Genomic DNA, 13,106 nt, shown 5'->3' with positions numbered 1-13,106 from the left:
AGACGGCATTTTATCGGGATTATTTTCTGGCTTTAAAACCGAGCAGGTGTTGGGTGGTGGCAAGCCATGCCCCTAATATCCCCAGTGCGACGACGAAGCCGAACACCAGCACGATTTCTCCCAGGTAGAAGAAACGCCAGCCGATATTAAGCCCGTAGGGTTTGAAGATGGCATCGACCAAGGGGCGCACGGCGGAGAGCAGCCAGCCGCAAAGCCCCAGGCTGACGGCGGCAGAAAGAATGCTCTGCCACATGGCTTGATAAAGGAATGGGCGGCGGATAAACGATGCGGGCGCGCCGAGCAGCTTGGTAATTTCGATTTCTTCTTTGCGGCTGAGGATTTGTAGGCGGATGGTGTTGTGTGCGACAAGGACGAACGCCATCCCCAGCGTCAGTGAAAGAAACCATAAAATTTTACGGATGAATTCGTTGATTTGGTACAGAGTCTGTACCCATTCCGTATCCATGTTGGCGGATTCGACCATAGGCAGTTTGGTAATGTCTCGGTAGATTGCCTGCATTTGATCGGGAGTGGTTGCCGGGTCGGGGGTAACGATAAAGACATCCGGCAGGGGGTTGCCGTCAAGCATGGAAATCAGATTTTGGTCGAGATTGGACTGTAATTCTTCCAAGCCGTCTTCTTTGCTGATGAAGCGGATGTTGTCGAGCCGTTTGTCGCGCGTCAGCAGGCTGCGGACGGTATCGCTGTCGCTTTGTGCGGCGGCGGTTTCCATATAGACGGTGATTTGCGGCGACTCGTTGAGTTTGCCTAAAACGCTTTGTCCGCTTTGGATGCCCAAATACATAAACAGCGGCAGCGTCATGGCGACGGCGAGCATCAGGAGGGTCAGTATCGTGCCGACAGGTTGGCGCATGAGTTGTTTGAGTGCGGTGCGTGCGGATTCGACGTGCAGCGAGACGTAGTGAATGATGCTCATGCGAGACGTCCTTTCGAGAGGCGCAGGATGCGGTGTCCGTAGTCCGCCATGAGGGTTTCGTCATGGGCGGCAACGATGACGGTAGTTCCTGCTTCGTGGAAGGTTTTGAACAATTCCATGATGTCGAGCGCGTAGGCGCGGTCGAGGTTGGCGGAGGGTTCGTCGGCAATCAGCAGGCTAGGCTGATGAACGACGGCTCGGGCAATGCACAGGCGTTGTTGTTCACCGCCCGAGAGGGTTACGGGATCGTCCAATTCTCGCCCTTTCAAGCCGACTTTTTCAATAGCGATGCGGGCGCGTTCTTCGGCTTTGCGCGGCTGATAACCGATAATCCGCAGTGGGAGGATGACGTTTTGCAGGACGTTGCGGTCGTAGAGGATTTTGTGGTCTTGGAACACGATGCCGATATGTTGGCGCATAAAGCCGATTTGGTTGTCGGTCAGTGTGCCGAGGTCTTGGTTGTTGAAGTGGACTTTGCCCCTGCTTGGTTTGGTAATGCCCGAAATCAGCTTGAGGACGGTGGATTTGCCCGAACCGGAGTGTCCCGCGATAAATATCATTTCGCCTTTGTTGATTTGGAAGCTGACGTTTTTCAGGGCTTCAAAACCGCCGGGATAGGTTTTGGAAACTTGTTCGAAACGGATCATAGGAGGTCCTGTAAGGAATGGGCGGCATATCGTTTCGGGCGGTTGCGTCCGCAGGGATATGCCGTCTGAACAATAGGTAAGACAGTGCCGATTATAAAGATTCCGCCTGTTTTTAGATAGTGGATAAGTTTGGCGGATATGAAGGTCGGGCGGGAAAAATGCCGTCTGAAGCGGATTCAGACGGCATCCGGCGTTTAACGGCATTTTGAATGGGCGAGTTTGACGGCGTCGGTCAGGCTTTTTTCGTTTGCCTCCCCTGTAATGGTCTGCCTGTATCCGCATTTCGGTGCTTCGACGACGGTAAAGGGCAGTACGCCGACAGTGTTTCCGTAGGTTTTCATAAAGTTTCGGCTGTTCGCCCCGGTGTAACGCCAAATCGGGTAGGAAACAGGAGTTTGTTTGAGGAAGTTGCCGATATTGTCGGATGTGTCGAGCGCGATGCCGACCATATCGACGCTGCCTTTTTTCTGCGCTTTGTACCATTTGGACATGGCAGGCATCTCTTTTCGGCACGGACCGCACCAGGTTGCCCAAAGGTTGACGATGCGTACGGGGGCTTTGAGTGATTGCAGGCTTTGCGGGGTGTTGTCTTTCCATCCGGCCAGTTCGTCTGCCGAGGCGGTATGTGCGGCAAATGTGGCGGCAAGGGTGATTGCGGCAAGATTCAAGTATTTCATCGTTTTGTCCTTTGTATGTCGATTCGGGTATTGTAAACCGTTTGGTACGGTTGTAGGCGGGATATTGAGTAAAACCCTGTGTAAGCCGATAATAAGGGGATTGTCGAGAAGTAAGGAAATGTCATGTCTGAAATCAAAATTTTCCACAATCCGCGTTGCAGCAAATCGCGTGCCGCCTTGTCCTTATTGGAAGAACGCGGCATTGCTGCCGAAGTGGTCAAATATTTGGATACGCCGCCCGACTTGTCCGAATTGAAGGATATTTTCAACAAATTGGGCTTGGCATCGGCGCGCGGGATGATGCGCGTGAAAGATGATTTGTATAAGGAATTGGGTTTGGACAACCCTAATTTGGACAATGACGCGCTGCTGCGTGCCATCGCCGATCATCCCGCCCTGTTGGAGCGTCCGATTGTTTTGGCGAACGGTAAGGCGGCTGTCGGCAGACCGTTGGAAAATATCGAAGCGGTATTGTGAACAAACGGCTGTTTTGCAGCCGCAACGGCTTGCGCTATTACCTGTTGGGCGGTTTCTGTTTGAGTGTTTTTCCGCTTTTGCTGGTGTTTGCCTCATCCGTTTGGGCGGTTTATCGGACGGGCGGGCAGGTTTTGCCGCCGTATGTCCGGGCGGATGCCGCGCTGGTGTTGGGTGCCGCCGCGTGGGACAAACGCCCTTCCCCGGTTTTTCGGGAGCGCATCAACCATGCCATCGCGCTTTACCAAAGCCGCAGGGTAGGCAAAATCGTGTTTACGGGAGGCCGGACCAAAAAAGGCTATATGACCGAAGCCGAGGTCGGGCGGCGGTACGCGCTCAAACAGGGAGTTCCAGCGCGCAACATCCTGTTTGAAAACACTTCGCGCAACACTTATGAGAACCTGAACAACATCCGTCCGGTTTTGCGTGCCAACGGTATTGCCAGCGTGGTGATTGTCAGCGATCCCTATCATTTGGCGCGGGCGGCGGAAATGGCGGAGGATTTGGGTGTCCGCGTTTATATGTCTGCCACGCCGACCACGCGGTTTGATGCGGGAAATAAGAAAAAAATCTTTATGCTGCAAGAGGGGTATGCGTTATCTCTCTACCGTTTAGAAAAATGGGGCAGCCGCTTTTTAGGATGGCTGTCTGATTGAAGCGGTAGAAAATGCCGTCTGAAACTTATCCGCAGGCAGGGTTCGGACGGCATTTTTGATGCCCAAGCACGGTAAAACCAGTAAAATAAACGCTTTCAAAGATTTCGGAGCCATTATGACCGTCAAAACCCGTTTCGCCCCCAGCCCTACCGGCTACCTGCACATCGGCGGCGTACGCACCGCCTTGTTTTCTTGGGCGTTTGCCCGCCATCATAAAGGCGAATTCTTATTGCGTATCGAAGACACCGACTTGGCGCGTTCCACCGCCGAATCCGTCAACATCATCCTCGACGGCATGAAATGGGTCGGACTGGATTACGACAACGCCGACAACGTGGTGTACCAAACCCGCCGTTTCTACCGCTATAAAGAAGTCATTGCCGAACTCTTGGCAAAAGGCGATGCCTACTACTGCTATTGCAGCAAAGAAGAATTGGAAGCGATGCGCGAGAAAGCCGAAAAAGAAGGCACGGCGACTTACGACCGCCGCTGGCGGCCGGAAGCGGGCAAAACCCTGCCCGAAATTCCCGGCGGCGTGCAACCCGTCGTCCGCTTCAAAACGCCTTTGGACGGTGTAACCCGGTGGGCGGACTTGGTCAAAGGCGAAATCTCCATCCCCAACGATGCGCTCGACGACCTGATTATCGCCCGAGCCGACGGCACGCCGACCTACAACTTCTGCGTCGTGGTGGACGACTACGACATGGGCGTTACCCACGTTATCCGTGGTGACGACCATGTGAACAACACCCCGAAACAAATCAACATATTAAAAGCCATCGGCGCTACCCTGCCTGAATACGGGCACCTGCCGATGATTCTCAACGAACAAGGCAAAAAAATCTCCAAACGCAGCGGCGATACCGTTGCCATTACCGATTTCGGCGCGATGGGCATCCTGCCCGAAGCGATGCTCAACTATTTGGCGCGTTTGGGCTGGGCGCACGGCGACGATGAGTTCTTCACGATGAAACAATTTATCGAATGGTTTGATTTGAAAGACGTTTCCCCGTCCCCAAGCCGTATGGATTTGAAAAAACTCTATTGGATCAACGGCGAACACATCAAAATCACACCCAACGACAAGCTCGCCGAACTCGTCAAGCCGCGCCTCGCGCTGCGCGGACTTCACGAAACAGGCAAACCTGCTTTGGAAGACGTGTTGGCATTGGTCAAAGACCGCGCCCAAGATCTGAACACGCTTGCTGACGAGTGCCTCTACTTCTACGTCAAACAAACGCCGGCTGAAGCGGACGTGCAGAAACATTGGGACGGCAAAGCCGCCGCCCGTATGCTGCGCTTTGCCGAATGCCTCGAAAGTTTGGAAGACTGGAATGCCGAAACCATCCACGACCTCTTCAAACCTTTCTGCGACGAAGAAGGCATCAAAATGGGCAAACTCGGTATGCCCCTGCGCCTCGCCGTCTGCGGTACGGCGAAAACCCCGAGCGTCGATGCCGTGTTGGCATTAATCGGCAAAGAGGAAGTGTTGAAACGCATCCGCGCTTAAGTTATCCACAGGCGTAGGCGATGCCGTCTGATGTCGGAATACGGCTTCAGACGGCATTCAAACGGAAGTTGAAAATGAAAAAAATATTGTATTTTCTGATGGTTGTTTTTTCTACAAGCGTATGGGCAGGGGATGCTGAAGACAATTTGCTCAGTATCCAATCCGGTTACCGCGCCTTATTGCAAAAACAAAACAAGCTTGACGGAAAAATTATCGGGATGCAGTCGGATTTGGAAGATGCGCGCAGACGGTTGCAGGCGGCTCAGGCAGACATCGCCCGTTTGGAAGCGGAAATTCCTGCAGCAATGGCGCAAAAAGCCCGGCAGGCTGAAGAGCTGAGGCAAATCGGAGTGCGTTTGGACCATGCTTGGAATGCGGTTTACGGCGCAGGGGGAACGAAAGCGTCGGGGAATTGACCGATGAATTCCCTCTTTATGGACAATACTGTTTTCATTACACGGCTGAAAGCCGTGCATATCGGCAGGTTGGTTCAGGCGTTGTTTGAGGAGTGGCACGGATTTGAACCGTGGTCTTCTGTGGATAAGATTCATGCCTATTACGGCAGGTGTTTGAAGGATGACGAACTGCCGCTGGCATTTGCGGCTGTGGATGATTCCGGAATCCTGTTGGGTTCGGCTACGGTCAAGCGGCATGATATGGAAAGTTTTCCACAGTATGAATATTGGTTGGGTGATGTCTTTGTTTTACCTGAATATCGCGGAAAAGGCATTGGCAGGAGGCTGGTCGCCCACTGCATAGGCGCAGCGCGTTCGCTGGGGATAAAGTTCTTGTATCTTTATACGCCTGATGTGCAAATATTTTATGAATCATTCGGCTGGGCGGTTGTCGGGCGACATTTCCATAACGGTGAATGGGTTACGGTTATGCGTTTGGATATGGATAAGGTTTAAGCCGAATGGATAAATGCCGTCTGAGCTGTTCGGACGGCATTTTTTATGTTTGGAAATTTCCTGTCAGATAATGTTTATCCACAGATTTTTCCATATGGTTTGATGCTGTTCCGACAACGGAAATTAAGATACGGATTTGCACAAATCTTTCAGACGGTACAGTTCTGACAATGCTTCGCGCGGGGTCAGGCTGTCGGGATCGAGTTTCTCCAGGGCTGCTGCCAATATACCTTCAAAATGTTTTTCCTCTGCTTTGTCCACAAAGCTGTCCACATTCGGTTCATCTCCTTTTTCAGACGGCATGGTACTGAAAATATCCAGTTGGGGTCGGTTTGAGGCGGCTTGGTTTTCCAGTCTGTTCAAATGCTTTTGGGCGGATTTCAATGCGCGTACAGGCAAACCGGCGAGTTTGGCGACGGCGATGCCGTAGCTTTTGCCGGCGGGACCGGGTTGGATTTGGTGCAGGAACACGATGTCCTGTCCCTGTTCGAGCGCGGAAAGGTGCATATTGACGGCGGCGGTGTGGGCTTCGGGCAGGTAGGTCAGCTCGAAATAGTGGGTAGCAAACAGGCTGAAGGATTTGTTTTTTTGCAGCAGGTGTTCGGCAACGGCGTGCGCGAGGGCTAGACCGTCGAAAGTGGAAGTACCACGTCCGACTTCGTCCATTAAAACAAGGCTTTGTTCGGTGGCGTGATGCAGGATGTAGGCGGTTTCGCTCATTTCGACCATGAAGGTGGAGCGGTTGGAGGCGAGGTCGTCCGATGCGCCGATGCGGGTGAAGATTTGATCGATGGGCCCGATTGTGGCGGCATCGGCAGGCACAAAACAGCCGGTGTGTGCCAATAAAACAATCAGCGCGACTTGGCGCATGTAGGTGGATTTGCCGCCCATATTGGGGCCGGTGAGCAGCATGAGGCGGTGTTTGTGGTCAAGGTCGGTGTGGTTGGCGGTAAAGTGGCGTACCTGCTGTTCGACAACGGGATGGCGGCCGTTTTCGATGTGGATAACCGGATAGTCGGCAAACTTGGGGCGGACGAAGTTCCGCTCTTTTTCCAAGGCTGAAAATGTGGACAACACGTCCAGCGCGGCGGCGGCTTTGGCGGCTTTTTGAAGCTGCGGCAATGCCGTCTGAAGGTTTTTCAATACGCCGTCAAAGAGTTGTTTTTCTAAGGCGAGGGCTTGCTCTTGAGCAGTCAGCACTTTGTCTTCAAAGGCTTTCAGTTCCGGCGTGATGAAGCGTTCGGCGTTTTTGAGAGTTTGCCGGCGTTGGTAGTCGGCAGGTGCTTGTTCGGCTTGGGTTTTGGATAATTCAATGTAAAAGCCGTGAACGCGGTTGAACTCGACTTTGAGTGTGGACAAACCGGTACGTTCGCGTTCCTTGGCTTCCAAATCCAGCAAAAATTCGTCGCCATGGTTTTGAATGCGGCGCAATTCGTCCAGTTCGGGATGAAAACCGTGGTTGATGACATTGCCGTCTTTCAGCCAGACGGCAGGTTCGGGCATCACGGCGGCTTTGAGGGTTTCGGCAACTGGCAGGGTTTCGGGGAAAACGGCTTTGAGGGTTTCCAACAGGCTGCTGCCGTTTGCGGACAAGTCGATTTCTGACAAGGCAAACAGGCTGTCGCGCAGGGCGGCGAGATCGCGTGGGCGGGCGTTGCCGACGGCGATGCGGGCAGCAATGCGTTCAATGTCCGCAATGTTTTTCAGACGGCATTGGAGGGGTTCGTATTGGCTTTCCAGCGCGGCAACGGCTTCTTGGCGCGCTCGGATGTGGGCGCGGTTGCGTAAAGGGTGGTGCAGCCAGAGAGCCAAGAGGCGGCTGCCCATGTGGGTGGCGCAAAGGTCGAGCGTGGACATCAGGGTCGGCGATTTTTTGCCGGAGAGGGTTTGCGTGATTTCGAGATTGCGGCGCGTGGCGGCGTCCATGCCGATATATTGGCTGTCGGTTTCGAGCGACAGGCCGTCCAAGTGTTGCGGCATCAGGTTTTGCGTCAGGCGGATATAGTTCAACAGCGCACCTGCCGCGCCAATCGCAACGGCGTGTTCTTTGCCGTCCAACCCGAAGCCGCGCAAATCTTGGCAGCCGAAATATTCCGTCAGCAGTTTTTCCCCCGCGTCGGCGGCAAACTGCCACGCGTTCAGGCGCGTAACACCCGATGCCGTCTGAAGTTGCAGCGCGTTTTTACTGTCCGGCAACAGAATTTCCGCCGCCTGCAGGCGCGCCAGTTCGTCGTCCAATTTATCCACAGTTGTCAGCTTGGTTTTGAATTCGCCGCTTTGCAGCGATGCCCACGCCAAACCGATGTATTTTTTGTCGGGGGACACGGCAACGATGCGGTTGGTTTCCTTGTCTTCCAGCAATGCGGAATCGGTTAGCGTGCCGGGCGTTACGATGCGCACGACTTTGCGCTCCACCGGCCCTTTGCCTGCGCCGACTTCGCCGACCTGTTCGCAAATCGCCACGCTTTTGCCCAACTTGACCAGGCGCGCCAGATATTGTTCGGCGGCGTGAAACGGCACGCCTGCCATTTTGACCGGCTCGCCATCCACCTGTCCGCGCGTGGTCAGGGTAATATCCAAAAGTTTTGCCGCTTCTACCGCATCGTCGAAAAACATCTCGTAAAAATCACCCATGCGGTAAAACACCAGTTTGTCGGTATGTTGCGCTTTGATGCCGAGGTATTGCTGCATCATTGGGGAAACGGCGGATTTGGACATGGGGCTGCCTTATCATTAGGAAAACGGTATTGTAGCAAAAGGTTTTGTCTTCGACGGAATGAGACTGACCGTAAGCCTGTCAATAAGGTTGTGGAGACAAGTAGGAAAACAGCAAAGTTATCCACAGGGATATTATTAAGTCAAAAAACATCCACGTTTATCTGTCCTATACGGCAAGCCTTAAACTCAAACTTATTTGACGAAAAGGTAATGAAAATATTGGATATTTGCTACTTATACACAAGCAGATCCGCAATCATCAAAATCATCATTAAAATTTTAAATTCAAATATTGATGGTAAACGTTTTGGAAATCTGTGCAAACAGTAAAATTCATCTATATCAAATAAGCATCAAGTAGTTAGATGTAATAGTGGAATGTAACTTTATTTCAGAATACAATACAGGTATTGAAATTTCGTTTCACAGCTTGGAGTATATACATGAGCATTAAAGTAGCGATTAACGGTTTCGGCCGCATCGGCCGCCTCGCATTGCGTCAAATTGAAAAAGCCCACGGCATCGAAGTTGTCGCCGTTAACGACCTGACCCCTGCCGAAATGCTGCTGCACCTTTTCAAATACGACAGCACACAAGGCCGTTTCCAAGGTACTGCCGAATTAAAAGACGATGCCATCGTAGTAAATGGTAAAGAAATCAAAGTTTTCGCCAATCCGAATCCCGAAGAATTGCCTTGGGGCGAGTTGGGTGTGGATGTCGTCCTCGAATGTACCGGCTTCTTTACCAATAAAACCAAAGCCGAAGCCCACATCCGTGCCGGCGCGCGCAAAGTCGTGATTTCCGCACCTGGCGGCAATGATGTGAAAACCGTCGTATATGGCGTAAACCAAGACATTTTGGACGGCAGCGAAACCGTCATTTCCGCCGCTTCCTGCACCACCAACTGCCTTGCCCCGATGGCGGCAGTCCTGCAAAAAGAGTTCGGCGTAGTCGAAGGTCTGATGACCACCATCCACGCCTACACCGGCGACCAAAACACCCTTGACGCGCCGCACCGCAAAGGCGATTTGCGCCGCGCCCGCGCCGCCGCGCTCAATATCGTGCCCAACAGCACCGGTGCCGCCAAAGCCATCGGTCTGGTTATCCCCGAATTGAACGGCAAACTCGACGGCTCCGCCCAACGCGTCCCTGTTGCCACCGGCTCACTGACCGAATTGGTTTCCGTCCTCGAACGACCTGTAACCAAAGAAGAAATCAACGCCGCGATGAAAGCCGCCGCCAGCGAATCTTACGGCTACAACGAAGATCAAATTGTTTCTTCCGACGTTGTCGGCATCGAATACGGCTCGCTCTTTGACGCAACCCAAACCCGCGTGATGACCGTAGGCGGCAAACAACTGGTGAAAACCGTTGCCTGGTACGACAACGAAATGTCCTACACCTGCCAACTCGTCCGCACTTTGGAATACTTCGCAGGCAAAATCTAAAGGATTTCGGATTGGGTAAACCAGTCTGTAGATAAGTTAAGAGAAAAGAATTAAAAATATGCGCCCCTGATGGAGCGCAATATATAAGGTCGTCTGAAAACCTAAATCTAGGTTTTCAGACGACCTTTTCTCCTATTGACTAAGTAATCATTGCAATATTTTGTTACTTATAGTCCGTTGCTTTATATGTAACAAAAAGGATAATTGCTTTGAATTCGGAGGTTGAAATGGTACTAGAAAAAATTGGAGCAAGAATTCGAGAATTGCGTAAGGCTCAGAATCTAAGCCAAGAAAAATTTGCTTTGAAGGCTGAAATTGATAGGACTTATCTTGCAGGAATTGAACAAGGAAAAAGAAATCTATCTATGAAAAATATGGAAAAAATCATTAATGCTCTAGGAACTACATTCCATCAATTTTTTGAAGATATATAAATTTGCAGATTATAAGTAACAATTAATATAAAATGGAGAAACTAATGTCTAGTTTTGGTCAGGCAGAAAGAGATGTTCAATCTTATTTTGAAATTGGTCAGGTAGTTCGTTTTAACGGTCAATCATGGTGTGTACAGACTGTAGGTAAACCTACTTGCGGGAACGGTGAACCTAAAACAGATATTTATATTTTATTAAAAAGTGAATCATCTGAAGAAATAAGAGAAATTAAAATTTCATACAAGAAAAGTAATGCTGATTTTGTAGAAAATAAAATTAAAGCAGACCGAGCTGAAATAATTTTTGGAAATAATTGGGCAGAAATTATTCAAAGTTCAACAACAAATATTCGTAGGAAATTTTTAGATAAAAATCTAATTTTTAAAAAAAGCAAGGGTAGGACAGACAATGGATCTATTACGCTTGGTTGGAAGTTTGAACTTGTTAATAAATTAAACGGAGAATTATCAGATAAAGTAGATTTAACTACTGAACAATTATTAGATATTTACGTAGGTAATAATCTAGATGAAGAAAAGAAAAATGCGAGTGTAAATGGGGTAATTATTCCAAACTCTGGTGTTGCGAATTATATTCTGATAGGAGACGAATTTTCGTCTACTGAAGAAATACTGGATAAAATTGTTTCATTAGATGAATATGTTAGGAATAATCCTAATATTTATTTTGCCTGTAAAGCACTTAATTATCGAAGTTTCGAAGATAAATTTGATGGAGATAGACCACTTGCAGTTCAAGTAAAATGGGAAGTTGTTAATGGAAAACTGACTCATGAATTGATTTTTGATAAACCATTTCAATGTAATGGGAATAAAGTTGCGAAACAATTAAAACAATGCCTAATTAACTTAGGTGTTCAAAATACAGATGATTTAAATGATAAAAACACGCAAGATTGTAATATTTTTCAATGAAAGGAACAGATGAAGATAATTAGTTTATTTAGCGGTTGTGGTGGTTTAGATTTAGGTTTTGAAAAAGCAGGATTTGAAGTGCCTGTTGCAAACGAATATGATAAAACTATTTGGTCAACATTTAAGGCTAATCATCCTAAAACACATTTAATTGAAGGCGATATACGTAGTATTAAGGAAGAAGATTTTCCTGATGAAATCGATGGTATTATCGGAGGTCCTCCTTGTCAGTCATGGTCGGAAGCAGGGGCTTTGCGAGGTATTGATGATGAGCGGGGTCAATTGTTTTTCGACTATATCCGTATTTTGAAAAGTAAGCAGCCTAAGTTCTTTTTAGCTGAGAACGTTAGCGGTATGCTTGCAAACCGCCATAATGAAGCGGTACAAAATTTACTGAAAATGTTTGATGAATGTGGGTACGATGTAAGCCTGACTATGGTAAATGCCAAAGATTATGGTGTGGCTCAAGAACGTAAGAGAGTCTTCTATATTGGTTTTCGTAAAGATTTGAAAATCAAATTCTCATTTCCAACAGGTTCGACAGTTAAAGATGAAGATAAGATAACATTGAAGGATATTATTTGGGATTTACAAGATACAGCCGTTCCTGCGGCTTTTCAAAATAAAGCTAATCCTAATGCTATTAATAACAACGAATATTTTATAGGTAGTTTTTCCCCAATTTTTATGAGCAGGAACCGTGTAAAAGCATGGCATGAACAAGCATTTACAGTTCAGGCTTCGGGGCGGCAATGCCAGCTTCATCCACAAGCTCCAAAAATGGAGAAACATGGACTAAATGACTACCGTTTTGTAGTTGGAAAAGAAGCTCTTTATCGTAGGATGACTGTGCGTGAAGTAGCGAGGGTTCAAGGCTTTCCTGATGATTTTAAATTTATCTATCAAAATATTAATGATGCGTACAAAATGATAGGTAATGCTGTACCTGTTAATTTAGCTTATGAGATTGCGGTAGCAATCAAAAAAGAGTTGATAATTTAAAAAAAAGTCGTCTGAAAATTTTTCAGACGACCTTTTTTAATAGAATTGTGAATAAAATTTCACACAACACTTATCCCAATAACCGTCGCGCGGTTTCCTTTGATTTGAAACCTGATTTCGTAATCCGCAATATTCATCACATAAATCCGTTCGGGAATATTCTGATAGGCGGGGCGCGGATCTTGGGCAATGCTTTGGCTGATAAGGTTTTTGGTGTTTGCAGATAAATTTTCCGCGCCGATGTTTTCCTGCCAAACGACTTCCAACTCTACGGGTTTGCCGCTGACGAAACCGGATGCGGCATCGGGTTTGGATTCGACAAAGGGGATGTAGGGTTTTATGTCGATAATTGGTGTGCCGTCCAACAGGTCTGCGCCGCTGCAATAGAGGCGGACGGGTTTGCCGGTTTCGATGCGTTCGAGTTTTAAGAGTGACAGTCCGAGGTGATTGGGGCGGTGGGGGCTGCGCGTGGCGAATACGCCCATTTTTTGTTTGCCGCCGAGCCGTGGCGGGCGCACCATTTGCGCCCAGCCTTCATCCAATACGCCGTGAAAGATAAAACTTATCCACACATAATCGAAATGTTCCAATCCGCGTACGCTGTCTGCGGTAAATTCGGGATTCAGCTCGATGCAGATTTCTGCGGCAGGAACCAATCCGGGCTGGCGGGCGATGCCGAATTTCTGTTTGTAGGGCGATCGGGTGATGGCGATGGGGGTGATGGTATAAGTCATAAGATTGTGGATAAGTTTTTTGG

The 13,106-nt window shown here is 49.1% G+C and carries 14 protein-coding genes; 9 read left to right on the top strand and 5 right to left on the bottom strand.

Annotated elements, in window-relative coordinates:
* Window positions 1-19: 19 nt before the first annotated feature.
* The 3 genes from ftsX to RDY34_RS03835 all read right to left on the bottom strand — a co-directional run bounded on the left by ftsX (window position 20) and on the right by RDY34_RS03835 (window position 2,261).
* Window positions 20-937 (bottom strand): permease-like cell division protein FtsX, encoded by a 918-nt coding sequence (gene ftsX, locus RDY34_RS03845; protein WP_003749513.1) that lies wholly within the window; start codon window positions 935-937, stop codon window positions 20-22.
* On the bottom strand, window positions 934-1,584 hold the full coding sequence (gene ftsE, locus RDY34_RS03840) for a cell division ATP-binding protein FtsE (RefSeq protein ID WP_003677090.1): 651 nt from the start codon (window positions 1,582-1,584) through the stop codon (window positions 934-936). The genes ftsX and ftsE overlap by 4 nt, the downstream gene beginning before the upstream one ends.
* A 194-nt stretch (window positions 1,585-1,778) precedes the next feature.
* A complete protein-coding gene (locus RDY34_RS03835; protein ID WP_002223238.1) occupies window positions 1,779-2,261 on the bottom strand; it encodes a TlpA disulfide reductase family protein in 483 nt (160 codons plus the stop codon).
* A gap of 123 nt (window positions 2,262-2,384) precedes the next feature.
* Between RDY34_RS03835 and arsC the strand changes: the two genes are divergently transcribed.
* From arsC to RDY34_RS03810, 5 genes are all read left to right on the top strand, one after another.
* A complete protein-coding gene (gene arsC, locus RDY34_RS03830) occupies window positions 2,385-2,738 on the top strand; it encodes an arsenate reductase (glutaredoxin) (protein WP_002224210.1) in 354 nt (117 codons plus the stop codon).
* Window positions 2,735-3,391 (top strand): YdcF family protein, encoded by a 657-nt coding sequence (locus RDY34_RS03825; protein ID WP_002237424.1) that lies wholly within the window; start codon window positions 2,735-2,737, stop codon window positions 3,389-3,391. Before arsC ends, RDY34_RS03825 begins: the two co-directional genes overlap by 4 nt.
* Before the next feature lie 115 nt (window positions 3,392-3,506).
* Window positions 3,507-4,901 carry a glutamate--tRNA ligase gene (gene gltX / locus RDY34_RS03820; protein WP_308073373.1) on the top strand — a complete coding sequence of 465 codons (1,395 nt, stop codon included), beginning with the start codon at window positions 3,507-3,509 and terminating at the stop codon, window positions 4,899-4,901.
* Window positions 4,902-4,921: 20 nt separating this feature from the next.
* Entirely contained in the window at window positions 4,922-5,317 is a 396-nt protein-coding gene (locus RDY34_RS03815; protein ID WP_304670718.1) for a hypothetical protein, read from the top strand.
* Window positions 5,318-5,320: 3 nt separating this feature from the next.
* Entirely contained in the window at window positions 5,321-5,812 is a 492-nt protein-coding gene (locus RDY34_RS03810; RefSeq protein WP_003749501.1) for a GNAT family N-acetyltransferase, read from the top strand.
* Between the two features lie 123 nt (window positions 5,813-5,935).
* Here RDY34_RS03810 and mutS read toward each other — a convergent pair whose 3' ends face one another.
* On the bottom strand, window positions 5,936-8,530 hold the full coding sequence (gene mutS, locus RDY34_RS03805; RefSeq protein WP_304670719.1) for a DNA mismatch repair protein MutS: 2,595 nt from the start codon (window positions 8,528-8,530) through the stop codon (window positions 5,936-5,938).
* Between the two features lie 443 nt (window positions 8,531-8,973).
* On the opposite strand from mutS, the gene gap reads away from it, so the two are divergent.
* The 4 genes from gap to RDY34_RS03785 all read left to right on the top strand — a co-directional run bounded on the left by gap (window position 8,974) and on the right by RDY34_RS03785 (window position 12,349).
* A complete protein-coding gene (gap, locus tag RDY34_RS03800) occupies window positions 8,974-9,978 on the top strand; it encodes a type I glyceraldehyde-3-phosphate dehydrogenase (protein WP_002236266.1) in 1,005 nt (334 codons plus the stop codon).
* Between the two features lie 227 nt (window positions 9,979-10,205).
* Window positions 10,206-10,412: a helix-turn-helix domain-containing protein gene (locus tag RDY34_RS03795; RefSeq protein ID WP_003749495.1), complete on the top strand. Its 207-nt coding sequence runs from the start codon at window positions 10,206-10,208 to the stop codon at window positions 10,410-10,412.
* Window positions 10,413-10,456: 44 nt separating this feature from the next.
* On the top strand, window positions 10,457-11,347 hold the full coding sequence (locus RDY34_RS03790) for a hypothetical protein (RefSeq protein WP_115437565.1): 891 nt from the start codon (window positions 10,457-10,459) through the stop codon (window positions 11,345-11,347).
* A 9-nt stretch (window positions 11,348-11,356) separates the two neighbouring features.
* Window positions 11,357-12,349 carry a DNA cytosine methyltransferase gene (locus RDY34_RS03785; protein WP_003750644.1) on the top strand — a complete coding sequence of 331 codons (993 nt, stop codon included), beginning with the start codon at window positions 11,357-11,359 and terminating at the stop codon, window positions 12,347-12,349.
* A 59-nt stretch (window positions 12,350-12,408) separates the two neighbouring features.
* On the opposite strand, the gene tsaA is transcribed toward RDY34_RS03785, so the two are convergent.
* Window positions 12,409-13,083 (bottom strand): tRNA (N6-threonylcarbamoyladenosine(37)-N6)-methyltransferase TrmO, encoded by a 675-nt coding sequence (gene tsaA / locus RDY34_RS03780; protein ID WP_003750643.1) that lies wholly within the window; start codon window positions 13,081-13,083, stop codon window positions 12,409-12,411.
* Window positions 13,084-13,106: the final 23 nt, after the last annotated feature.

Source organism: Neisseria polysaccharea (assembly GCF_963392925.1).
Classification (GTDB): domain Bacteria; phylum Pseudomonadota; class Gammaproteobacteria; order Burkholderiales; family Neisseriaceae; genus Neisseria; species Neisseria polysaccharea.
This window is presented reverse-complemented; position numbering and strand designations above follow the sequence as displayed.